The 24,162-nt window shown below is 66.4% G+C and carries 19 protein-coding genes; 1 reads left to right on the forward strand and 18 read right to left on the reverse strand.

Features of this window, described 5'->3' with window-relative positions; genetic code table 11:
* Positions 1–15 precede the first annotated feature (15 nt).
* The 15 genes from ABH935_RS35085 to ABH935_RS35155 all read right to left on the reverse strand — a co-directional run bounded on the left by ABH935_RS35085 (position 16) and on the right by ABH935_RS35155 (position 19,370).
* Complete coding sequence (locus tag ABH935_RS35085) at positions 16–1,161, reverse strand: glycosyltransferase (RefSeq protein ID WP_370382321.1); 1,146 nt, start codon at positions 1,159–1,161, stop codon at positions 16–18.
* Between the two features lie 104 nt (positions 1,162–1,265).
* Positions 1,266–2,666 carry an alpha/beta fold hydrolase gene (locus ABH935_RS35090; RefSeq protein WP_370382264.1) on the reverse strand — a complete coding sequence of 467 codons (1,401 nt, stop codon included), beginning with the start codon at positions 2,664–2,666 and terminating at the stop codon, positions 1,266–1,268.
* 112 nt (positions 2,667–2,778) lie between these two features.
* Positions 2,779–3,414, reverse strand: a complete 636-nt coding sequence (locus tag ABH935_RS35095) for a Scr1 family TA system antitoxin-like transcriptional regulator (protein ID WP_370382265.1) — start codon at positions 3,412–3,414, stop codon at positions 2,779–2,781.
* A gap of 389 nt (positions 3,415–3,803) precedes the next feature.
* On the reverse strand, positions 3,804–5,123 hold the full coding sequence (locus ABH935_RS35100; protein ID WP_370382266.1) for a tetratricopeptide repeat protein: 1,320 nt from the start codon (positions 5,121–5,123) through the stop codon (positions 3,804–3,806).
* 105 nt (positions 5,124–5,228) lie between these two features.
* Positions 5,229–5,762, reverse strand: coding sequence for an NUDIX domain-containing protein (locus ABH935_RS35105; protein ID WP_370382267.1), 534 nt, complete (start codon positions 5,760–5,762; stop codon positions 5,229–5,231).
* The gene (locus ABH935_RS35110; protein WP_370382268.1) at positions 5,759–7,777 is read right to left on the reverse strand and encodes an ABC transporter ATP-binding protein; all 2,019 of its coding nucleotides are present in this window, start codon (positions 7,775–7,777) and stop codon (positions 5,759–5,761) included. The genes ABH935_RS35105 and ABH935_RS35110 overlap by 4 nt, the downstream gene beginning before the upstream one ends.
* Positions 7,778–8,017: 240 nt before the next feature.
* Positions 8,018–9,055, reverse strand: coding sequence for a tetratricopeptide repeat protein (locus ABH935_RS35115; RefSeq protein WP_370382269.1), 1,038 nt, complete (start codon positions 9,053–9,055; stop codon positions 8,018–8,020).
* Between the two features lie 724 nt (positions 9,056–9,779).
* Entirely contained in the window at positions 9,780–10,745 is a 966-nt protein-coding gene (locus ABH935_RS35120; RefSeq protein ID WP_370382270.1) for a GNAT family N-acetyltransferase, read from the reverse strand.
* A gap of 77 nt (positions 10,746–10,822) precedes the next feature.
* Positions 10,823–12,190: a hypothetical protein gene (locus tag ABH935_RS35125; protein ID WP_370382271.1), complete on the reverse strand. Its 1,368-nt coding sequence runs from the start codon at positions 12,188–12,190 to the stop codon at positions 10,823–10,825.
* Positions 12,191–12,365: 175 nt separating this feature from the next.
* The gene (locus ABH935_RS35130) at positions 12,366–13,271 is read right to left on the reverse strand and encodes a GNAT family N-acetyltransferase (RefSeq protein WP_370382272.1); all 906 of its coding nucleotides are present in this window, start codon (positions 13,269–13,271) and stop codon (positions 12,366–12,368) included.
* Positions 13,268–14,746 (reverse strand): amino acid permease, encoded by a 1,479-nt coding sequence (locus ABH935_RS35135; protein WP_370382273.1) that lies wholly within the window; start codon positions 14,744–14,746, stop codon positions 13,268–13,270. The genes ABH935_RS35130 and ABH935_RS35135 overlap by 4 nt, the downstream gene beginning before the upstream one ends.
* 233 nt (positions 14,747–14,979) lie before the next feature.
* A complete protein-coding gene (locus tag ABH935_RS35140) occupies positions 14,980–15,972 on the reverse strand; it encodes a hypothetical protein (RefSeq protein ID WP_370382274.1) in 993 nt (330 codons plus the stop codon).
* Entirely contained in the window at positions 15,969–17,243 is a 1,275-nt protein-coding gene (locus ABH935_RS35145) for an ASCH domain-containing protein (protein ID WP_370382275.1), read from the reverse strand. The genes ABH935_RS35140 and ABH935_RS35145 overlap by 4 nt, the downstream gene beginning before the upstream one ends.
* Positions 17,244–17,720: 477 nt before the next feature.
* A complete protein-coding gene (locus tag ABH935_RS35150) occupies positions 17,721–18,041 on the reverse strand; it encodes a helix-turn-helix domain-containing protein (protein ID WP_370382276.1) in 321 nt (106 codons plus the stop codon).
* Positions 18,042–18,173: 132 nt separating this feature from the next.
* Entirely contained in the window at positions 18,174–19,370 is a 1,197-nt protein-coding gene (locus tag ABH935_RS35155; protein ID WP_370382277.1) for a helix-turn-helix domain-containing protein, read from the reverse strand.
* A 99-nt stretch (positions 19,371–19,469) separates the two neighbouring features.
* On the opposite strand from ABH935_RS35155, the gene ABH935_RS35160 reads away from it, so the two are divergent.
* Positions 19,470–20,126: an HAD family hydrolase gene (locus tag ABH935_RS35160; protein ID WP_370382278.1), complete on the forward strand. Its 657-nt coding sequence runs from the start codon at positions 19,470–19,472 to the stop codon at positions 20,124–20,126.
* 45 nt (positions 20,127–20,171) lie between these two features.
* Here ABH935_RS35160 and ABH935_RS35165 read toward each other — a convergent pair whose 3' ends face one another.
* The 3 genes from ABH935_RS35165 to ABH935_RS35175 all read right to left on the reverse strand — a co-directional run bounded on the left by ABH935_RS35165 (position 20,172) and on the right by ABH935_RS35175 (position 24,155).
* On the reverse strand, positions 20,172–20,708 hold the full coding sequence (locus tag ABH935_RS35165; RefSeq protein WP_370382279.1) for an NUDIX hydrolase: 537 nt from the start codon (positions 20,706–20,708) through the stop codon (positions 20,172–20,174).
* Complete coding sequence (locus ABH935_RS35170; RefSeq protein WP_370382280.1) at positions 20,705–21,919, reverse strand: multiprotein-bridging factor 1 family protein; 1,215 nt, start codon at positions 21,917–21,919, stop codon at positions 20,705–20,707. The genes ABH935_RS35165 and ABH935_RS35170 overlap by 4 nt, the downstream gene beginning before the upstream one ends.
* A gap of 166 nt (positions 21,920–22,085) precedes the next feature.
* Entirely contained in the window at positions 22,086–24,155 is a 2,070-nt protein-coding gene (locus ABH935_RS35175; RefSeq protein ID WP_370382281.1) for a phenylalanine--tRNA ligase subunit beta, read from the reverse strand.
* Positions 24,156–24,162: the final 7 nt, after the last annotated feature.

Here is a 24,162-nt window from a genome sequence, read left to right on the forward strand (position 1 = left end):
GCCTGTGCCCGATAGTCACACCCGCCCCCAGCTGTCGGCATGCACGGCCTGGTGGTATGCACGAAGGTAGCCGTCGATCATGGACTGCGCGCTGTAGTCGGCAACGCTCTCCTGGCAGTCCTGCGCACTGATTCGCGGCAGCTTCTGCAAAGCCGCGCCCAGCGCTGCCGCGCCACGCTCGATGATGAACCCGTTGACCCCGTCGCGCACGAGATGCTGATCCCCCCACTCGGCAGTGGTAATGACCGGCACCCCCAGCGTCAAAGCCTGGATCACCGACTGACCCGACGTACAGGTGGTCAGTAATGCCGCCGCCGATCGCAGCAGCCGCCACTTCCGGTCGCCGGTCACGGTCCCGATCCACTGCACCCCTGTCGGCCCGCCGCGCAGGTGCGGTTGAACGTTCGCGACGAACCACAGATAGCCGGAGCGGTCGCTCAGCTGATCGGTGCCGACGGCGGCGACCTGCCGGAGCCGGTGCAGCTCGGCTACAGACGTCATTCCGGCCAGCGGTCCGGCCAGTGTGAGCGCCACTCCCAGCTCGGCGCAGGCCGCAGCGATGTGGTCGGTGCCGTACAGCGGGGCGATGTCGTTGAGCATCAGCAACCTGCCATCGCGCCGCGGCGGCAGCTCGAGAGACGGCACATCCGTCCCGTTGGGCACGATGGCCACCACCTGACGGCGCAACGGCGCCGGGAACCGGCTCAGTTGCTCGGCCGAACGGGCGACGATGCCGACCCGGCCACGGCCGTCGAGGAGTTCGTAGAAGCGGCTGTAGTCCTGGTGCTTGTCCAGGCGCCAGTGGACAGTGTGCAGCACCGGCGGGGCGTCATCGCCCATCGTGGCCAGCATCGCCGGTCCGTAGATCTCCAGATGGTCGTGAACCAGCTCTATCCCGCCGGCGCGGATCCGGTTGATCACGACCTGCATGTGCGCAGCAGCGATGGAATTGGCCTGGACGTAGGCCTGCCCCATCCGAGCGTGCTGGCCGTGGTCGAAAGCGAAGATCAGCTCATCGGCCGGCAGGGAGGTGTCGCCGACACTGGCCAGCACCACCCGCACGCCGCGTTCCCGTAGACCGGTGACCAGCATGGCCACCACGTCCTCCAGGCCGCCAGAGCCAGTCGGCAACGCCAGCCACGGCCCGGCATTCACCAGCACCGTCAACCCCTGCGGCCACGCCGGCGGCGCCGTGCCAACGGCCAAGCCCGACTCGTCCTGGCCAGCCCAGTCCCGCTGCTCCCGCTGTCGGATGCCGTCGCCCATCACGCCTCGTCCTCTCGGGTCGAGGCATCCCCATCATCCGCAGCTACGCCCTTGCCGGGATCGGGCTGGTGGTCGCCGGGGTGGAACACCGACAGTGCGCAAGCCTGCCCGGGGTCGCCGGGGCACGCCGGCATCGGGCGGGTCGGATGCCGCCACAGTACCTGCGGGGCGGTCCCGCGTCGGTAGGCGGCGGTGTAGGCGGGCATGATGGCGGTTCGATGCTGCATCGGCAGTAACCGTGACGGCAGCCCAGCCTCGGCCATCGCGCGCATCAGCACCTCATCAGGCTCGGTGCCGACTCCGATGCTGACCCCGACCGCGCCGAATTCCAGCGACGAATGCAGCCCGCCCAACAACTGGGGGATGCCAGCTGCATAACAGCGCATGGCATCCTCATACAGCGCCTCCGTGAGGCGGTGAGGATCGAAGGATTCCGGGATGTCGGCAGCCGCGGCGACCCCGTTTTGGTCCGCGGCCACGGCGCGGAATGCCCGCCCCTGCCTCGTTGAAGGGTCCGTGTCTACCGGCAGGGGTTGCAGGGCGCTGTCGGCATCGTCGTAACGCAGCTGGTCGGCCCACCAGTGACTGGCCGCTCTCACTCCCTCGTGCGTGACCGGCGGATCGGTGGCGGGCACACGCGACAGGACTGCCCCGATCTGGGCTGCCACCAGCTGCGGATCCTCGCAGGCGATGTGGTGGTCTGTATCTGCCGCCACTAACACCCCGTACAGGGATGTGCAGGTCACCAGACGAGTTCCAGCCAGCCAGATCCGATCCAGCGCGTCGGTCACGGCCCGATCGTGCCCGAACCCACCCCAGTCCTTCTTCGTGGCAATCAGTGCCCGCAGCGGCATCTCACCCAACGGCGCCAGATACCCGGCAGCAGACAGCCACTCGTTCGCCGAGGCACGCTCGATCCGTTCCACCGCGTCCACCTGGTCGTCGTCGCCCCACCGGTCCAGCCAGGGCTGTGGCACATCCGGATGGCCGTCGAAGCACTCAAGGGAGCCGTCGACCAACACCAAAGCGGCCACCAGGTACGGGGCCGAAAGCGCCGCCAGACGCGCCACCACGGCGCCGATCGACGCCCCGACCACGACGTACGGCCCGGCCACCGGAAGGTGCTCAGGCAGCGCCTCCAGCAGCGCCACCAAATCCTGACCGTCACGGATCAGCTCATGACCCGGCTCCACCGGCCGGTCGTAACGGATCACGATCGCCGATGCCGACAGCACCTCGACGAGAGGATTCCAGTACTCCAGTTTGGAATCCAGCGGCGAGCACAGCACAACCGGCATCCCCGCCGTGCCGTCCACCCGCACCGTGACCCTTCGCTGGCCAACGTCAATCTCCGCATCAATCCCAGCCGCCGGCACGTGCCGCCACCGCATCGCCGTCATGACTGATCCCTCCACCTCTTAGCTACCGATCTATCGACGCTCCGCTGCCGACCCGTGAGCCCGAATCACTACGCTGTGCAGACTGCTAGGCAGCCCCGCACAGCGGGAAAGGTCAGGGGCCGATCAGTTCTGTGCGCAGTCGCAGCAGTTCGGCAACTGCGTCCTCGCCGTACAGCGCCAACCGTGCGCACTCCTCGAACGCTCTGGTGTTAGCAGCCACGTCCGGCGCGTCGGCGAAGAACAGCATCCCGGAGAAGGTCTCCACCTCGGCCAGGGCGCCGTCGTAAATGCACAGCGAGGTGTGCGGGGTCTGTCGGGCTGGGGCGCCGTCCGGGATGATCCCGAACTGGTATCGGTCTTCGAGGGCGGCCTGGATGAGCCGGTCGATCTGTGCCGGCAGCTGCGGCCAGGTGCGGCGGAACCGCAGCGGGAAACTCGTCGTCAACAAGTGGAACTGGCAGCGTCCTTCGGTCAGCTGGGCCCTGCGGGCGGTACGGGCCGCGACCGCGGCGTCGATGTCGGTGCGCTGGTCGTCGTCGGCGAAGCCGGGGTTGTAGGAGAACACGGCCCGCGCCCATTCCTGGGTCTGCAGCTGGCCGGGGATTTCCGACGGGGACAGGCACTGCATCAGCGTGGCTCGCTCGGACAGCTCGGCGTACATGCGCTGCTGCGGCGCCAGACCGTCGACCAGGTGCCGGTGGTAGGGCTGGTAAGTCATCCCGCTGGTGGCCGGGGCGTTTGCGGTCATCTCGGTTCCTCTCACTGGATGGATGCGGTGCGTGGTGCGCACCTGGGGGCGGATCTACTGGTGGATGACAGGGGCTGGCTCTGTGCCCGGGCTCGCGGGTGGTTGCTCGTGCTGCAAGCCGTGGCCAGTGTTAGCGCCGCCGCCTCTCCGTCATCGGCCGATGCCGGTTTCAGGAACCGGTTCGGTGTTGTCCGGCACCTCGGCCCTGCTCGGGGCGCCGCACCGGCCATGGGGGTGCGGCACCCCGAGCAGCTGGGCGTGACATCGTCAGCGCCCGCATCCGCTCAGCCGTCGGCATCCGCCGGGCCGACGTGCACTGTCGTGGAGCCCGGCCAGGTCCGTGGCCGACGCTCCGGACGCGCCGCACCAGCCAGGCAAGGGCGTCGTTGTCAGTGCTCGCCGTCGGTCAAGGTTGTGCGCAGCGCGTGTGCGGCGGCATCCTGCATGCCGGACAGCAGAGCTAGAGCCTGCGACCGGCACTCGCGCGCTTCGTCGCCGCGTTCGGCGGCGACCAGGGCGTCGGCCAGCACCGCCAGCGTCCGGGCGGTGACGAAGCCAACACCAGCTTTGCGGCGTGCCGTGAGCACGCGCTGCAACACGGTGATGGCCTGCTCGGTGTCGGCAAGGGCCAGGTGCGCGCGGGCCATGCCCTCGCCGATGTCGGCGAGCCGCCACGGGCTGCCTCCGGCCTGGAGCAGCATCGCTTGCCCGAACTCGGCCAACGCCTCGTCATGGCGATCCTGGGCTAGACGCAGCTGCCCGATCGTGATGAGCGCGGCGATGCTGATGGTGGCCATCCGGGTATCGGCCATCAGCACCCGGGCGTTCGCGGCGTATTCCTCTGCCCGTTCCAGCTCGCCGCTGCCGACGAAGGCCTCGATCAGTTGGACGGCAACTTCCAGCCGGTACACGGGATCTGCTTTGGTGCCCGTCAACGCGCGGTCGGCCTCAAGACCTGCCTGGATCGCCAAGGCCCATTCCCCGCGTCTCACGCGCAGGATGCACAGGTTCATGTGGGCCAGGCCCGTCATGACCGGGTCGCGTCCGTCGGCCAGCACAATGACGTTCTGGAAGTCGTCCTCGGCGCCGTCCAGGCGGTGCGCCGCCAGCAGGGCCGCGCCGCGCCGGTTTAGCGCCCCCGCAAGGTCGTCCGCGCCGAGTTCGGCGTAGATCGAGACGGCCTCGGAGCAGCAGGAGATTGCCTCCTGCAGCCTGCCCGACATCTTGTGCCAACCGCCGGCTACTAGCAGGGTGCGGGCCAGGGCGGCGCCGTCACCGCGGCGTCGGGCCGCGGTCAGGGCGTACGGGGTCATCGCGCCCAAGGTCTCCAAGTCGTGGAGCGAGGACGTCATCGGCTCGACGGCGGCGTAAAGCAGGTAGCACAGCTCGTCCAGGCCCACGGCTGCCGCGACCTGCACGATGCCGGCGATGCGGGGTGCCCGGGGGGTGTACCACTGCTCCGCGTCTTCGTAGCGGGTGCCGAACACTTCCGGTGGCGCCGGGGCCAGGACCGACGGCAGCGGCGAGGACGACAGCCGGTGCCCGGCATCTGCGGTGCGCACGTATGCGGCGGCCAATGCCGCCAGAGACGCCCGGCCGCCGGGAGTGAGCACTGTCGGAGCCTGCGTGCCGATGGTAAGGCTGTCCAGGATCGCATCGGCTGCCTCCGCGTTGGCCGCGGCCTGGTCGTCGAGGTCGAGGATAGTCATGTTCGGGCTCCCCCTGATCGTTGATAGTCGGGTTGTGGTCGGGGCTGGTGGTGTTGTCTCAGCCGGTTGGTGGGCGTACTGGGCCAGGAGCAGCTTCGAGGGCGCTCATGAGGCTGCTGCAAAACCTGGTGGTCCCAGTCGAAAGCGCTGAACGCCTTCGACTGCCCGGCGTTCGCTCAGGCTGTGCTGGACGTCGGCCAGGGCGTGGGCTACCTCTGGCACGATCGGTGCAGGCAGCCGGTCTGGAGCGAACCAGTCAAGCCGCTCGCATTTGTCCCGCTCCATGATGCGGGGCGTCCCCGTCCACCTGGCGGCGATGAAGAACACAGCGAACGCGGGACTGGATTCTTGATCGTTGACGGAATGCATCAGTTTGAGGAAGCGCAGGTGCTCCGGATCGACTTCCACGCTGGTTTCTCGGCGTAGTTCACGTAGGGCGCCGAGGGTGACCTTCTCTCCAGCGTCCAGATCCGCGGAAACGGTGGACCAGCGGCCTGGTGCGAGCGTGAGGTTCGCCGATCGTTTCTGGAGCAGGATCCTGCCGTCGCCGCGGATTAGGACGGTGTGGACTCTCACAGCCTTCCTCGCGTTGCCGCCGCTGGCGTCGGAGGCCGCTTGCGGCGCGGACCGTGTGTTCATGCGTGAGTTCTCGATTCGCTGGTCATCGCGGAGTCAGCGCGGATGGTGAAGGAGTTCTGTTGGAGCAGGTAGCTGCCGCGATACCAGCCGCCGGCAGCGTCGGCCATGAGTTCCGCGTGGGTGCCGTGCGCGGAGATGCGGCCGTGTTCCAGCACGTAGATGTGGTCGGCGCAGGCTTGGACGGCGTTGAGGCGGTGGGTGACCATGACGATGGTGCCGCCGTAGGAGCGGAGCTTGTTGTAGAACGCGATCTCGGCCGCAGCGTCGAGATTCGAGGTCGGCTCGTCGGCGATGACCAGCTGCCCCTGCCGGTAGAACCCGCGGGCGAGGTTGATCCGCTGGTGCTGGCCACCGGAGATGTTGGTGCCCCAGGACAGCGACCGGTCCATCAAGGTGTTGTATCCGTTAGGGAGGTTCGTGATGAAGTCGTGCGCGCCGGAGGCTTCCGCGGCAGCCTGGATGGCCCCGTCTTCTTCTTCGCGCTGCCAGTCCCCGACCCGGATGTTCTCTGATGCGGTGAACGGGTAGCGGTTTCCGTCCTGCCCGATGTAGGCGATACGGCGGCGCAGCTGGTCTGGGTCCATCTCCGCGGTGTCGATGCCGTCCCAGCAGATGGTGCCGGTGTCCGGGAGGTAGCCGCGGCCCAGGAGTTTGGCCAGGGTGGTCTTGGCCGCGCCGTTCTCGCCCACCAGCGCCACGACCTGTCCGCGGCGGATGGTGAGGCTGGCACCGGTCAACGCTGGCTTGTCCGAGCCGGTGTAGGCGAACGACACGTCCTGGACGGTGATGGTCTCGAAGTTCTCAGGCACCTCGGCGGAACCCGGCTTGGGCAGGGCCTGCTCCGCGTGCCGGCAGAAGGTGAGGTAGCCGTCGAAGTACATCCCCTCGGCGAACAGGGCGTTGGCGCTGGTGACCAGTTGAAGGAGCGAGGATTGGGCGCGCCCGATCGCAATGACGGCGGTTCCGCCGGCGGCGAGCGGGATGATGTTCCGCCACAGCAGCAGGCCCAGCACGACATACACCGCGGCCACGGCGATGCCGGCGATGGTGTCGCCGAGCATTTCCGACAGGGTTTCAGCGCGTTGCAGCGCTCGGTTCTCAGCGACGATGTGGCGGGAGATTCGCCGGTAGCGGCCCACCAGGTACCCTGACAGGGCAAGGGCGCGGACCTCGGCGGCCTGTGAGATCGACTGCCCGATGTTGGCGATCTGGTTGACGCGGCGTCGGCCCTCGGACTGGCGGATGAAGACCTTGTAGTCCATCTTCGCGACCCGGACCGCTGCCCACCAGCGGGGCACGATGGTCACGATGACCAGCGGCAGCAGGATCGGATGAACCAGGGTCACTACGAACACCGCCGATCCTACGGTGGCCAGCCCGCCTAGGATCCGTACCACGGCCTGGAGCAGGTAGTGCGGCGACACCGCGCCGCGTTCGGCCTGGTTTTCGGCATCGAACCAGCCGACCTCGTCGAACGCCGCCAGCTCCACCCCGGTACACAGCTCCTGGATCCTGGTCAGTGCTTGACTGTCCATCGCTGGAGACAGCTGTGACTGCATCAGGGAGCTGATACCGGTGGCCAGCGCGGTCGCCGCGGTGAACACGGCGATCAGGATCAGCGACGGCAGCGCGGACCCGATGCGGTCGGCTGTGGGGCGACCAGTGAACAGGGCCGCGAGCACCCCGGTGGTAGCGAGCAACCCGAGGGCCTGGAACACGCCAGAAAGTGCCTGCACCGACAGCAGAGTCACCACGCGCCAGCGTGACTGCTCAGCGGCCAGCCGCAAGGTCAATCGCAGCAGCGTCGGCATCCGGCCAGCGATCTTCCAGAAGGTCGAGCTGGCGGCTTCAACGTAACCGCGGGTCCAGGTCGCCACATACGGATCAGCAGCCAGGTCGTCAACGTCATACCGTTGCACCGCGTCGACAGAGAACAGGGCTTTGGTCCGGGCCAGGCGTGACGGCCCCGCCGCGGACACGACGGGCTCCGGCGCTACGGCCTCGGTGGCGGTCATCAGCGGAACTCCACGCATGCGTGCGGGTCTGACGCCGGCGCGCGGAGGAGCGGGATCTCCTCCGTGGCGGCCGGGAAGCGGTCTGATGTAGGCATGGCGACTCCAGGCCAGATGGTCAGGGGCGGCGGACTCGAGCAGCCCGCTACGGGCATACAGCGATCGATTGAGTACGAGCCGTCGTTGGTTCCCAGTCGGCGGAGCCGATGAACAGGCAGCGGCGCCATCGATGGGGATCGCGTATCAGGCTGCTGTCGCCAAACGTTCACGCAGCATCACCGATGGGGCATCGGCCAGGCAACGGAGCTGGGCGATGGCTTCGGCGCGGAGCTCAGTGGCGAGAGTGTCGTTCTGGTCTTGGTATGCGGCGGCGAGATGCGCCATCGTGCTGGCAGTGTGGTACGCGATACCGTCGATTCGGCGCTGCGACAGCGCAGCATGTAGCACCGCCTGTGCGGCAGTTCGCTGTCCTTGGACCTCGAGGGCCTGCCCAATGCCTTCGAGAAGATCCGCCAGGTGTGCGTCGGCGTTCGAGCGCATCTCCAGAGCCCGGGTGAACTCGCGCATAGCGTCTTCGGGCTGCCCCTCGACTAGGGCAAGCCGTCCGGCGGTCAGGTGCACGGCCACGTGCACTGAGGTGAAGGTCATGTCCTGGTCGGCGGCGGCATTGGCGGCACTCAGCGCCGTGGCCACGTGTCGGCGCGCCGCCGGTAGATCGCCAAGGGCCAGGTGTGCTTCGGCAAGGTCGTGGCTGACTTCCATCACCTGACACAGTGCGGGAATCCCGGCGCCGTCGATGATTCGCAGCGCCGCAGTGCTGCACCGGACCGCCTCGTCGAGTTCGCCGCTGTCCAGGGCAATACGGCCCAGGTTGCCGGTGGCCAGCGCGGTCAGGGCCGGGATGCTCGTAGTCTCCAGCACGGCCAGTTGGCAAAGCCGGGCGGCATACAGCTCGCGGCGGGCTTGATGCACCGCGCCAGCCCCCAGGGTGGTTCTCGCCTGGCCGCGTTCGTCGCCCATCTGCTGGAACGTCGGCAAGGCCTGGTCGTAGTGGGCCAGGGCCTCATCGAGCCAGCCGGTCATCGTCGCGGCAGAACCACACGCCAGATGCATCAGGGCAACGGCGTGGGGGTCACGGCAGCGTTGAGCCGCGGCCAACCCGGCAGCACAGACAGCAACGGATTCGGCCAGCGCTCCTTCGGCGAGCAGCGGCTCATAGCAGCGCGCGGCGAGCTGCCAGCACTGCCGATCCCACCCAGCCCGCGCCGCCAGCAACGCCACAGCGGGAAGTACCCGCGCACGAGTGCGGAGCCAGGCTGCGGCTTCGGCTCTCTGCGGCCCGGGGGCACCCGAGCCGGACGCGGCGACCCACTCGGCGGCGAAGTGCACGGCAGCCGCGGCATCCGACTCCGCCGGGGCGCCGGCGTAGCCGGTGAGAAGTACCGGTGGCGGCAGGACCGGGCCCAGCATCTCCTCGCAGCAGCGGAAGGCGGAGTCGGCGTCGGTCAGGACGCGGTTCACCACCGCCGCCGCGAACCGGCGGAACAGCGTGTCCATATCGGTGCTGGGAACAGCTGGTCCCCCAGGTTCCAGGGCGGCGTGTACCTGTTCTGCGGTACGTGACTGCTCGTGGGTGAATGGCGATGGCATGACAACAGCTCTCCTGACAGTGGTGGTCGGCACCGGCCTGTGATCGGTGCCGAGATGGGCGGCCGGCCTGGCCGGTAGGGAGTGGTGGACCAGGCCGGCCGCGACGGCCCGACGGCATGACGCGTGCCGGTACGGTTTTCGGGCCGCGATCGCTCCCGGCGCACCGCGCGAGTGCTCCGAGGCGACGATTACGCGTCCGGCGCGGTGCCGTTCACCGGCTTGCCACCGCAGAAGGCGGCACTGCGCCAGGCGGAGCGGACGGGTCGGCGCTGTGATAGTCGGGCAGCAGCAGGACCACGAGTACCCCAATGACCGCGATCACACCAGCGGCTTCTTTCATTCCTGGTCTCACCGCCTAACCCAGACCGAGCAGCGACAGCCCGTACAGCCTGGTCAGATCGATCTTGCGGGGCGGGCCGGCAGCACCCGACCTGCTCATCCTCACCGCGTCGCTGTCGTAACTCAGGCCGCGGGTCTCGGCCACCGCACACGCCGCCACGTTCGGCTCGGGCACGTCGACGGTGACAGTGACCGCATCGGCCTGCCGTGCCAGGTCGCACAGCCCGTCGAAGATCGCCGCGGCGTGGTAGGACTCCTGGGCATACAGCGGCCCGATCCGCATCGCGCCGCCCACAGCGCGCAGAACTCCGTATCCGCGGATACGGCCCGTGGCGTCGGAGTAGACCAGGGCGCGCCGCTCCGGTGCCGTGGCGAATCCGGTGGCAAAGCCCGGACGGTCAGCCGGAAAGCACGCAGCATCCCACGCCGCCAGCTGACCGTGGTGCTCTTCAACGACCGGAACGACATGCGGGTCGGCCTTGCGCGCTGGCGGGATGCGGCCGGCCCAGCGGATGATCCGCCAGGCTGTGACGAACCCCAGCTGCTGGAGGCAGTCCTCCAGCTTCATCGGCGCATCCACGGCGACCGCACGATCGCCGGCGTGGCCGATGGCGGCGTTGAAGGTGTCCCAGCCCAGGCCGATGCCACGCAGCGCCGGGTCCACCAGCAGCATTCCGGCGAACGCGAAGTTCTCGTCCCAGTTGACGACGCTCACTGCGGATGCGTGGCGCTCGCCGATGAATCCGGCGAAGAAGGCGTCGGGGTCGGTGTGCGCCACGATTGCGTCGTCGCCGCGGCCCATGTTGAAGTACTCCTCGGCGGCCCATTCCTGGATCTGGGGCCAGTTCGCCGGGGTGACGCGGAGCAACCGCAAGTCGCGGTTCCGAGCACCAGACCCGTCGCCGCCTAGAGCCGGGAGGGCTGCGCTGCCGGTAGTCGCTGGGCCGCGCCTGGCGGCGCTACTTACCTTCAGAAGATTCATCTTATGTAGCTCCTTGGGGCTAATCGGCAGGCTGTGGTCTTCGTGGGTGTTCGGTTGCTTGCCCTCTTGAGGAGACATCAGCTTGACAATTGGTTCAGCTGCGCACGCAGAGCATCGGCGGCGGGGTCGACAATCCCGGCCAGCTTCAGCAGAGCCTGATCGCGCAGAAGGGCAGCCTGGTCCAGACACCCGGATGCGAACTTCGCCCTGGCCAGGTAGTAGCCGGTGCGTGCGGTGGCGAACGGTTCCCCGGCCCTCTCACGCTCGGCAAGCGCGACATTGTGCTCGTCAAAGGCGAGGCCATACTCGCCCATCTCGAACAGGACCCTGCCCATACCATCTACGGTGTCTGCCATTCGGTACGGGCTGGGACCTGCGGCCTGCAACAGCATGACGCCCTGGAACGCCGCCATCGCCTCAAGGTGGTTGCCCCGTGCTAGCAGGATCTCGCCGCTCGCGAGCGCCGTGGAGATGCGCATGGGGAAGGTCTCGAATCCACTGGCAAAAATCGTGTATACCTCGTTCAGGTGGCGGCGGGCTTCCTGGAGGTCGCCAAGGCTCGTGTAGGCCGTGGTGAGCTGCAGGTACGCCTCAATGATCCAAAGCTTGTCGGCGTCGCAGGCCCGGAGTATTTCCAAGCCCATGAGCCCGTGCTCGATCGCAACGGATGCCTCGCCGCGTTCGGCGGCGACCCAGGCCCGGTTGACGCACGCCATTCCCCGGCAGGCATCGTCGCCCTCCGCTTGACCAAGCACCTGGACGAGGACAGCCTCGGCATCGTCCAGGTGCCGTGCGGTCGCGTAGGCCACGGCGAGACGGCTCAGGACAGCCACCGTGCTAGCGGTGTCGTTGAGTTCGCCAACCAGGGCTGCCGCTTGCTCGTAGTCCTCGATCGCTTGCGTCGGCCGGTTAGCCATCTTGTAGGCGCCGCCCCGGTTCAACAGCGCGTATACCTCGGCGGACTTATCGCCCAGCCGGCGCGCTGAGGCCAGCGCGAGGTCGGACAGCACTCGCCGCCGGTCCGTATCGTGCACAGAGGTCAGCACGCACTCCAAAGCCCGCACCACCTGGCTGCTACGCTCGTCGGCCTCGTATTGGCCAGCCAGGACCATCGCATCCGCGATCCCGTCGGCATTGGCCAGATACCATGCCTCCGCGTCGGCGAAGTCCGCGAACTCTGGCGCGTCGTCGAATTCGTCATCGCCAGGAAGCAGCGGCAGCAGCATCGGCGAGACGCGGCGCACTGCACGGGCCGTGCGCGCGTACCGGCCTATCAGCGCCTCCAGGATCTGCCGGGCCGGGCCGGTCATGGCGTCCGTTCGCGATTCCTTGTCTGCGGAACGCAAGTATTCCAAAACCTCGGCAGCGGCCTCGGCGTGCTCAGCCGACAATGTGTTTGACATGTGTTCGGCCCCCCTTGCTTTGGTGGTGTCGGATGTGTCCATCTACTCGGCCTCACCGCCGTCCGAGAATTTAATTGGGCTGCCCGTATCAGCGGATCGGGTGAGGCCCAGGACCTGCAAGTCCGTGCCGGCTGACCAACGAGATGGACATTGGTGACAGGATCGCGGATTTGGTCGCCGAGACGCAGACCCTACATATGTGGCTTCCTCTGTTCGCTTAGCCCAGCTCGGCGCTTGCCACCGCGAACACGCCGGGGTGGTGGACTGGTTTGATCGGGCCGGCGGTGAACATGGTGACCATCTGGAAGTCGGGGGCGAGCCGAAGCCCGGCGGCCAGGGGCTCGATCGCGCGGTTGGTCTCCGGTGCGTCCATGGCCACGGTGGTGGCGTTGATGGCGTCGGTCAGCGCGTGCAGCAGCGTGCGGGCGGTGCCGGTGTCGCGGGCGTACAGCGGGCCGATTCGGGCGTGGTCCACGGTGGGCCGGATGACGCCGAAGCCGACGATGGCAACGTCGTGGTCGAGGGCGACCTTGGCCAGGTGTCCGGGGGCCGAGGTCCATGCCTGTAGGAATGCCGGTCGGCTGGCGCGGAAGTGCCGGGCGTCGTATTCGGTCAGCGCGGCAAGGCCGACCTGTCCGGCGTCGACGATCTTGATGTTGCTGGGGGTGCTGGGCCGTGGCGCGGGCAGTACACCGGAGTACCGCCAGGTGCTGTAGGTGGGGCCGAATCCGGACCTCTTGTAGTTCTCGACTTGATCGGTGACCGCGTGCAGTCCGACGACCCGGCTGCCGGCGTGGTTCATCGCCGCATCGAAGGTGGCGCGGCCGTAGCCGCGACCGCGGTGCTGCGGGGGCACCATGTATGCGCCCAGGTGCGCGAAGTCCGCATCGTGGTTGCCCACGAACACCGCCGACACCGGCTCGACGCCCAGGTAGCCGACATACAAGGATTGCGGGTCGGCCTCCAGGTAACAGCGGAAGTCGTGCTCACCGGGCGACCAGGAGTTCGCCGCCGCCCAGTCGTAGATCATCGGCAGTGCGGTGGCGTCGGCGGCCTCGATCCGCAGCTCTGGTGCTGCCAAGCCCGGCTGGTGATTGGGCAGTGGATGAGTCGGGGTGCTCATATTGCTGCCGCCTCCTGCACATCAGCTGCGGCTTGCGGGCCGCCGGGGATCACCGGGTGATAGGTCCTGCGCGCGGAGATCACCCACCAGACGGCGGAGATCAAGAGCACTACTGCTAGCGCCACCGGGGCGTAGTTGAAGTTCGTCGTGGTGATCGGGCTGGCGGTGGGCAGCACGAACAGCACGGTCACCGTCGCGACCCAGCCGACGGCGATCCAGGCGTTCAGCAGCGGCCAGCGCAGCCGGAACGGTCCGGGCTCGAAGTCCCGGCCTTGCCGCAGCCGCAACCAGATCGGGATGCCGTAGGCCACGTACATGCCGACCACGTTCACCGACAGAATCGCCGACAAGGCCGTGGTGCTCCACAGCGACGGCACCCCGAGTGCAAACGCACACACGGCGGCGAACCACACCGCCCTGGTCGGGGTCTTGGTGCGGGCGCTGACGGTGCGCCAGTGGCGCGCCCCGGGTATGGCGCCGTCCCGTGAGAAGGCGAAAATCTGCCGGGAGTTGCTGGTCAGGTTAGCCAGGCCGCAGAAAAACATCGCGCCGATGATGATGGCCAGCATGAGTTTCGCGCCGGTCGGGCTGCCGGCGTCCAGCAGGATCTGAAGCGGCGGGTTGGAGGCGCCGGCCTCATCTGCGTAGTGGGTCATGGAGAAGGCGATCGCGACCACGAGCACGAACCCGATGACGGTGCAGTACCTGATCGCCTGCACGATCCCGCGCGGTGCAGCGAGTGACGCCCCGGTGGTCTCCTCCGACATGTGCGGTGAGGCGTCGTAGCCGGTGAAGGTTCCCATGGGCAGCAGCAACCCGATGCCGGCGGCGTACCAGCCCCAGCGGAAGCCCGTGGTGTTGACGAAGTGACCGAAGGCGAACGACGGGGAGGTGTGATGCGGTGCTAGCGCCAGGTACCCGGCGATCACCAGCACGCCCAGGCCGAGCCAGGCGGTGGCGAACTTGTTCAGCCTGCCCATCGCCTTCACCCCGAACGCGGTCGCGATCGCTGCGTGGACCAGCAGGATCGCCCCGAAGATCAGCAGCGTTCCCTTCGGGGTCGGGTTGTAGTCGGGCCGCTGAAGCGCGATGAGAGCCTGGACGAAAGTCGCCGCAGCGTAGTCGGCGCCGGCGGTCCCGCCGATCTGTCCGGCGAAGTTGAGCCAGCCGGTGAACCAGGAGGCAACTTTCTTGTTTTTCTTTTTCTTGGCCAGGGCTGATGACCAGTAGTACAGCGCGGCCGACGTCGGGTACTTGGAGGTGATCTCGGCCATGGAGCGGCCGACAAACATCACCATGATGGCGGCGGCCAGCCAGCCCCACACCATCACCGCCGGCCCTCCGGCACCCATCACCAGCGGCACCGAGTAGAAAACGCCGGTGATCGGGGAGATGATCGTCGAGGAGATCGCCATGCTGCCCAGCCCGTTGATTTTGCGGGCCAGTTCGCTGCGGTAGCCGAGTCGTCGCAGCACTTCGGCATCGTCGGGGGCGGCAGCTGCTGCGGGGCTCGGCCGTGAATCGGCTCCGGACCTTGCTCTGGTGTTCACCAGCAACCTCTTTTCTTTGAAGTCGTGAACCGAGTGGTGGTGCAGGGGGAGTTGAACCAGCCGCGCTTGCGGCCGGTAGTGCCGATGTCGAGTGGAGCCCCGGGGCGACGCCGAGGGGGGCGTGGTCGCCGCCCCGGGAGCTGTGTGGGCGCTTGTCGTCAGCCGGGCGGGCTCAGACAGCGGTCGCGGGCGCGCTGAAGAATCCGCTCGGCGTCGCCGTGCTCGTTCCATGGCACCGCCACCGCCCACGGACCGATCTCGCGGAACACCTCGCTGGCCGCATCGAACGAATCCGCCCGCCACAGCGCGTGGGCCAGCAGGTGCAGATCCGGCAACAGCACCTCGGGGTGACGGCGGCTGCTGGCGAACCAGCGTCCGTACGCACCCTCGATCGCGAACTTGGCGGCGTAGGTTGACCACTCACGATCGGCGGCAAAGAGGCGAGCCCGCGTGCCGGCGGCGGCATTGGTGCGGAAGGAGGTTAGGTGCATCAGCACCGGCAGCAGGTGCAGCACCGAACCCTCCGGAACATACTGCATGACATATTGCATGGCCTCGATGACCTGGCCCATCGTGCCGCCGGCCTCGGGGCCGACGGCCGCCAGCAGACGGAAGTGGCCCTCCCGCGACAGCCGATGCCGCTGCCGCACCTCGTCGAGTAGCGGGTAGGGATTCTCGAACTCAAGTTTGCCCGAGGCGGGGTTCTTGCCCACCGGAATAGCGGCGGCCAGTTGAAGCCGGGCCACCCAGGGCACCGGATCCTCCCGAACCTCTCCGGCGGCCTCTTCGCACACTCTCCAGGCCTGGGCCGTCAGATCCCGGGCCCGCGGCTCACCATGCTTGTGCGCTCGCACTGCTTGCAGTACTGCCACTCGGGCCAGCAGCGCCCAGGCATCGCGCTCGCGGGGCCGCTCGGCAACCCAGCGCTCGGCGGCTCCGCTCGGCGCCGCCGACTGCGCCATCAGCATCAACCGATAGCAACGCAGATCAGACGCCGGCCCAGCAGAGTGGTCTCGCTTCAGCAAGTCAGAGGCAGCAATGAAGTTGCCGGCGGCCAGCTCCTCCAAAGACGCGGCCAGGTCCATGTCCGGACCCGCGAGCGACCACCGCAGCGCGTCGTCGTTCTGCCCCGCCGCACGAACCCTGCTCACCGGGATTCCCCGGATCCCGTTACTGGCACCGCATCGCCGTCGTCGCGAAAACCAGCCGGCGCCGGTTTGTCCACGCAGATTCCCAGAGCGCGGGCGGCAACCAGCGCTGCAGACGCCTCATGACCTCCAGCGCGACCAGAGACGACCAGCTGGGCGGCATGACCGATGGAGGTCATGAACCTCCGATGGGTACGGCCGGCCGGATCATCGATGGCCGGACCGATGGGGTCGTACAAGCTGATCGGCACCAGAAAGCAGGCCTTGGCATGCGGCTCCGGCAGATCTGGGTGGCCAGTAATGATCTGGCAGCCCAGATACACCGCAATGGCAGCATCGATCTCGACCAGCAACTCCTCGATCGCCACCCGCGACAGCGTGGCCAGTGGATCTCCGTCGTCCACCAACTCGCCACCACCGCCGGGCAACGCGAACCGGCACGCGCCCCCGGCACCCTCGCGCTGCTGGACCAGGACCCGACCATCCACCGGATCGACCAGCCAGCCGGCCGCGCCGGTCACCGGGATACCGGCAGGCGGCGGCCCCGGATGCCAGGTGATGGAACAACCGGCAGGAAGCTGCCGAGACGGCTCGTCTATCGGCAGCTCGCCGACCATGTTGATCCCGATGGCGACCATCGGGCTCGGAACGTCGAACAGCCCTGGGTAAATCTCCTCAAGGATCTTCGCCAGTTCGTCGCGATCGGCTCCGGGCACTACTGCGGAGGCATCCAGCCCCGATAGCAGGGCCTCCGCCGACGGTGCGTGGCGCAGTGTTGTTACCCGTGCAAGCAGCGAGCGTTGCCCGCTATCGAAGCGGATGATTTCGCCGGGCCGGAGCGCGAGGCGCTTGGGATCTAGCCGCCGGACCTCGATCGTCTTGGCACCGGAGAGGAAGGCATCGAAGAACTGGCTCCGAAGTCCCATCACCGTGACCGGCTCGGTGAACGCGACCGGCCGGCCCAACTGCAAGGCGAACGCGATCTCCTCAAATGCCGAATCGGTGATATAGCGATCCGGATTGACGACCACCACTTCGTCAGCGATTGCAATCCGCGCACGGTCCAACGCCCGAACCCGGTCGCGCTCGGGCGGCCCCATCGGGGTGCGAGACAAATGCGAAAGCAGGAATGGCGTCAGCACGACCTTGCCGGCCAACGTCAAATCTGCCTCCGCCTGCCGGAGAGACTCGGCCGCCCTGGACCCGCACAAAGCGACGATCGCAGTCTGATCGGATGCGGCACGCATCCCGGAGTCGTTCAGCTCAGCAGACATCGGCGCCCTCACCAGTCCCGAAGTGGCCCATTACTAGCTCGTCAGGGCTGTCCCATGTCGGCCACCATTCATGCGCCCAGGCTTGGTTACGGGACTCCGCGACACAACTGCGGTCGCCGGACGATGCATCGACGCCTGCCCTCGTCAAGGACTCCGGCATGGTGCTCTTAGCCACCGTTGTGGTCGTGCTCGTGCCGGTCACCATCGACGTCCTCCTTCGTGCCTCGTCATCCCAAACTGCCGTTCCGTGCCACGACGAACCTCGCCGAAGTGAGGAACGGGCGGGCCACATCATCGAACCTGCCGTCTCCTACCGCACGGAAGCCCTTGGAATCGGACAGTCGGCCTGTCCGCATTAGAGTTCTTTCACCCCAGGCCGTCAGCGGTCACCCTGGAGGGAAGCAGGCGCGATGAAATCCCTGGGTTGGAGGTGCGTTATGACGGCGGTATCCGCTCGGTCGAGTCGCAGACAGGCTGCTATGACGTAGGCCGCCGACATCCCGAGCAAAGCAGGGGCCTGTCTTCCCTCGTTGGAGTCGCTATGGCGCGCCATTGCTGAATCAGCTCTCCGCCGGCGCCAAGAGCCCTATCGAGAGCTTCCACCAAGTGAACAGAGGGTCGGCGTTCCGCCTTCTCGACTCTACCAAGCAGGTCGCCGCTGTAATTGATCTTTCCGCCAAGGGCCGCCAAGGAAAGTCTCTGAGCAAGCCGCTTTCGTCGCAGTTCGCATCCAAAGCGGTGACGAGGCGAGAGTTCAGGATTCAAGGGTCGAAGCCGCTGTGCCATCGTCATCCCCATCAGTCACGGAGCCCATGGGCAATCCACGAGCCGGTGATGAAAGGATCACACTTGGTGAAGCTGCCAAGTTTCACAGCTGTGCCACATCGAGGTGCCGCTGGTAAAGAAACGGTCAAGCGACGTTCTCTACACTCACGGCGCAACACCGAGCCACAGCGCGAAGCCGCGAGCGGCATCAGACGGTCGCCGAGAGCGCCTGGTCACGGCAGTTACTACCTCCCTGGCACCCGGGTGGGACCGGGTGTGTTGAGGAGCGCGAAGTCTCGCGAGTTGCAGGCAAGAGAGGGCTTGGTCAAACTCATTGCGCCAGACGTGAGCTCGAGCGAGATCGATGTAGTGATGACTTGCCTTCTCGGCCGGAAGTTCGTCGGGCGGCGACCAGCCGCGGCTACGTCGCAATGCTTCATCTGGGTCCGAAAGCTCAACCGCGACGGCGACTTCGTGGACCTTCATCGTCGCCGGCCCGAAACTGGTCTGGAAGTACTTCACCTCCTTTCCGACCAAGTTGGCCATGCCATCGGCAATTTCCAGATGCGTATGAGCCGCCGAAGCCTTGCCTCCGAAAGCCGCGAGAACCGCCGCTCGGGCGTGCAAGGAACCGTAGACCGCTGCGGCCCTCTTGTCTGTGATGGTCTGACGCGAGATCCGTTCCCCCGCGGTCGCGAGCAAGCGAAGACCAGTTTCTACCGAACCCGCGATGAAGAAGGACTCTGCGCGAACGTAGGCTGCAGTAGCTGCCATGCAGGCGTCTCCGGATTGTTCGGCTGCCCAACGGACACGATCAATCGCGACTGTGGAGAGATCGTGGTGGCCGAGCTTGTGCGCGACGGCATCCGCACTGCGGTAAGCGAGAGCCAGAAGGCCGAAGGCGCGTTCTCGATCGCTACCCGAGTAGGTGTGCACCGCGACGGTCAGTTCCTCCAGCAGCGACGGAAGCACCAGCCCCAGAGCTGCGTAGCCCGACTGCAATCGCAGCTTTCCGGCCTTGTCGACGTCGGCGGCCAGAATCTCCAATGGCCGGATGGAACGTCCAAGGTCGGGAGGACAGTCGTACTCAGCCATGATCCTGCGAAGCTCAGGGAGGCACGCCGATATTCGGTCCGTAGCATTCCGTGAATCAGTCGCGATGCCGAGGACAACAGCTGGGTCGACTTTCAGCGCCTCGGAGACGGCCACAGCCAGATCCCAGGTACCTCGACGTTGTCCTGTCTCCACTTTGCTCAGCAGTGATTTCGAAACACCAGCAGCTTCGGCAAGCTCGCGCTGTGTCAGGTCGTTAAGCCCGCGCAGGATGCGCAACCGATTACCAAGATCATTGAGCGACACCACGTCAGGCTCCCCTGTCCGCCGAGGGTCAGCGGCCATCGTATCCTGCACTGGACGTGCTCTATTGTGCACCTTCTGCGACCTAGTCTACTGGAGGTATGTATGCCGATCAGGTCTGTCGTCTTCGACGTGGGGGAGACGCTCATGGACGATTCGACGTTCTGGAGCTCCTGGGCGGAGTGGATCGACGTTCCTCATCACACCCTCGCCGCGCTCGTCGGCGCGGTGACCGCGTTAGGACATGACAACGCGCATGCCTTGAGACTGATCCGGCCCGACTTCGACTTGAAGGCTGAGCGGGCCGCACGCGAAGCTGCCGGCCATGGCGAATCCATCTCCGAGCAGGATCTCTACCCCGACGTACGGCCATCGTTAGCTTCCCTCCGCGATGCAGGCTTCTGGGTCGGTGTCGCGGGCAACCAGACGGTCCGAGCCGCTGAACTTTTGCGGGCGCTTGACCTCCCCGTCGATGCCATCGCCACCTCAGGAGAGTGGGATGTTGCAAAACCCGCCCCTGAGTTCTTCACTCGGCTTATCGACTGGGCTCCGGGCCGGCCCGACGAGATCGTGTATGTCGGCGACCACCCCGCCAACGACATCGTTCCTGCCAAAGCCGCTGGCCTGCGCACAGCCCACCTTCGTCGCGGACCCTGGGGTTATCTATGGGCCGACGACCCAATGGTCACGGACCACGCCGACTGGCGGATCGATTCCCTTAGCCAACTGCACGAAGTCTTGCCGCCCTTTAGCGCCGCCTAGGGTCGCTGGATCCACGCCGCGTCAGCAGCCCGTTCGGCTGCCCGCTCAGTCAGCCGTTGTCGCGAGGTACATACCGAGTGCAGTCAGGCTCGGGCCATCGGGGACCTGGCCCTTGGCGAGAAGCGATCGAGCCTCGGCCGGGGTGAACCAGGCAATGCGGTCAGCCTCGTCAACCTCAGGCTCACCGACCTGCATGACCTCTGTAGCGTGGAAGACGGTGTAGGTCATGGTGCTAATACCGCTGAGGGGATGGTAAACGGTGAGCTTCGTCAGGTGCTCAGTTTCATAGCCAGTCTCCTCCAGGATCTCGCGCCGCGCTGCCTCAGCCAGGTCTTCGTCCGGCTCGGCCCAGCCGGCGGGGATTTCCCAGCCCGAGACATCGGTGATGTGACGATGCCGCCAAAGCAGAAGGATGCGGTCGTCGGTGTCCGTAACTACAGCGCCGACGGACGCCTTGGGAAACTCGATGACGTGATGGTCAAGCCGCAGTCCGGATGGCAGCGTGACGTCGTCAAGCCGGAGCCGCACCCACGGGCTGTCGTAAATCTCGCGAGTGCCGTGGACCTTCCAGCGCATGGTCATGCCTTTCCGACGGGTAGCGTCGACGCCGTAAGCAGTCCTTCGAGTCCCATGACTGCGGCCGTCTGTGACCATCGTGCCAGCTGGCGGCGCAAACCCGTGAGACGGTCGCGAATCGGAGCGACCATCTGTGTCTCTGACAGCTCGACAGCAGCAGTGATCCGTGCAACGGCAGATTCGGGATCGCCGATGTGAATCTGGCATTCGGCTTGGTCGAGCATGAGAAGAGCGATGCCCTTCACGTCCTCGCGATCGCGCCTTGAAATCGCAGCGTCGATCGTTCGCACCGCGTCAGAGGGGCGGCCGAGGAGCAGTTGGGTAGTCCCCGTCATACCTTCCAGCCGTGCCTCGTCGAAGAATGCCAGCGCCGTGGGCTCCTCCGCCGTTTCAAGCTCGGCATTTGCGCGTTCCAAGGCGGACAGTGCGGCACGCTCCTCCCCAGCGCCCGCATAGGCACGGGCCCGCAGGGCGCTTAGCCACGCTTGCTGCCGGATGGAATGCGCTGGCAATTCCTCCGCCTCTTCCGACATTCGCACGGCTCGATCAAAGTCTGCGTCAATCAGCGAATCGATGACGCCCATCCCCAAGGACCACGCGAGAAGCCCGGGATCCTCCAAGTCGCGCCCTGCCTCGTGGCTAAGCTCCAGGTAACGTCGTCCATTGGGACGATCGTCGAGGTCCATTAGAAGGTGAGCCGCCGTTCCCGCCAGGATTGCGACGCCGCCCAGCAACGCTCGATGTGCGCGAAGGCTCGAAGGTCCCCGCAGGAGCGTCGTGGCTGTCTGGAGGTCGCGCTGGGTCTCGAACCACAATTTTGTCGGAGCGTGGTTTGGGTAGTCGGCGATACGCGTCGTTGCTCGCTCGAGGATCTCCGCCGCCTCGCCGACTTCCAACGTGACCAGCGAGCCAAGTTCAGTTACAGGGTCGAGTGGGTTGGCGCGCCGTGACGCGGCGGAACGAACAGGTGATCGCTGCAGAACCGCCTGGACGAGCAAACCACCGGTTTCGAGCTCGCCGTCTAGCTCGACGGCGAGGTCGGTTGACAGGCGCCGGTCCGCCCGTTCGATACGTCCTATCAGTTCTGGGCTGACGTGCACGCGAGCCGCGAGTTGCTTGTGGGAGAGGCCGTGCTGGTTGCGGAAGCGGCGTAGTTCTGCGCCGATGAAGTGCTCCAGCGAGACGTGGGGTGAGAGCTGCCGAGGCTGCTTTCCCATTTTGGCGCCGCCCCCTAAGCCGTCTGGTCCGCAAGACCCTAATGGTCAATGACGGATCCAGAATGTCAGAGTTCTGCTTTCTGGGGACGCGTAGAGGCCCGCGCGGCATGCGGACACTTCAAGTGTCCGCATGCGGCGGTTGGCCAACGTGGACCGCCAGGCAGCGCTATTGGTCGCGCAGTCGGGCGCCAAGTTCCTTTCCGAGGGCGTCGAGGACGGCGGATCGGGACGAAGAAATTATCTGCGCAGTGAGCGTTTCATCCTGCGGGCGCAGCCTGGTGCGCAGAGTCAGGGAGCGTTGGCCCTCGGGCACCCACGAGCCGCGGAACTCGTCAACGTATTCGACGTCGTGAACGTACCGGGAGGCGCCGCGTACGACAGTGGAGACCTGCGTCCATGGAACGTCGTCGGCGAGCAGGACCGAGAGATCGAACTCGGAATCGGGCAGCTCGGAGAGCTTCTCATAGCGGTTCTCGCGTGAAGCGTGTGCCGACAGCAACGCTAGGTTCAACTCGAAACAACCGATCTGCTGCTCAGCGGTGATTCCGGCCAAACGGCGCGTACGTTTGGACACAAGTGCCAGTGCGCCGACAGCGCCCCCATGAGCTGTGATTGTCATGCTGGTAGCGCGATCGGCCCACGCAGCATCCGCACCAGGGGCGAAGTCGAGATCGACCAAGTGTGCGTAACGGCGCAGTGATTCCACGACGCCTTTGAGTTGTCGGAAAACCACGACGCCGTCGGCGCCGACCAAGACGCCGGCGACTCGCTTGCCCTGTGGAGGCATGTCCTCGAAGTCTCCGAGATAGGGAGTGGGTTTCCCACCGGGGAAGACGGTGCCGACCTCGAAGATGCTGAAGGAACTGCTGTACCGCAGGTTGGAGACGACGGCATCAAGGAGATTCGGGACGAGCGACGGGCGAAGTGTGTCGTGGTCAGGAGCTGGAGCGCCGTCGAACTGGACAAGCCCGGCCTTGTCCCAGCCCGTCGCAGCGAGCACGCCGTCGCCGCTCCATGGGTACGTGACGACTTCCTGCATGCCGCAGCGGACGGCGAGCTGCTCGCGCACCCGCCTTTCGATACCCCGCTGATGGAGGCTCCGACTGGTATTGAGCGAGACGGTCAGCGGTGCGACCGGGAGGTTGTCGTAGCCGTGGATGCGCGCGACCTCTTCCACGATGTCGTGGGGCAGTGAGATGTCTCCTGTGGAGCGCCAAGTGGGCGCGATAACACGGAGACGACCGCTGTCTGAGGTGACGGCGAAGCCGAGCCTGGAAAGGCTGTTGCGGACTTCGTCGTCTGGCAGGCGCGTACCGATGCGGGCCGCGAGGAAGTCTTCGGTGACATCGACGATGGCCGCTGTGGTGGTTTCAAGCTCGGTGTCCTGTGCTCCCAGCAGTTGCGTAGTCGGCGCGATGGTGGTGAGCAGTGCGAGGAACAGGCCAAGCGCCTGATCGACGCGCTGGGTGTCGAGGCCTTTCTCAAAGCGAGCCGAGGCCTCGCTACGGATGCCGAGTTGCTGGGAAGCTCGGCGGATCGGCTGGGGGCGGAATGTCGCAGCCTCGATTAGGAAGCGGCGGCTTGCCGGGGTCACAGCTGAGTTGGCGCCTCCCATGATGCCGGCGACGCCGACCGGGCCAGTCTGATCGGCGATCACCGGCGTCGAAGGGGTGAGCTCCGCCGGGCCGGACAGCAGTTCCGTTTGCGAAGTCGCACCGTTGGCTCGTGCCGAAAGTGGAAGTGTGATGGCGTCCGAGTCGTAGACGTGGTTCGGCTGGCCGGTTGTGAACATGACGTAGTTGCTGAGGTCAACCAGGAGCCCGACGGAGGCTTCGCCGATGCGTTCCAGCCGCTCGCGCATCCAGTTCGGCGTGTTGGCCGGCATGTCAGGAATGGCGAGGTTCACTGCGGCCATCCGCTGGCACAGCGCCGGATCGACGTCGGCCACGAGCCCGTCGACCGGGTTGGGAAGTGACGCGCCAGGCAGCGGGCGGAGAGGGACGTCATAGATCGTCGCGAGCTCCCGGGCGATGCCGTAGTGGCCCCAAAGGTCTGGCCGGTTGGTCAGCGACTTGTTGTCGATCTCGAGGATGTAGTCGGTGCGGTCACCTGCGGGTGTTGCGACGAAGTCCTCGACTTCGACGGTCTTCAGCGTCAGGTCGTGGGCGATCTGCTCGGCAGTCAGTCCGGCAGGGAGATCGACGTAATCGGAGATCCACTCAAGAGAGATCTTCATCGTGGTG

Origin of the sequence: Catenulispora sp. GAS73 (genome assembly GCF_041262085.1) — a bacterium.
Classification (GTDB): Bacteria; Actinomycetota; Actinomycetes; order Streptomycetales; family Catenulisporaceae; genus Catenulispora.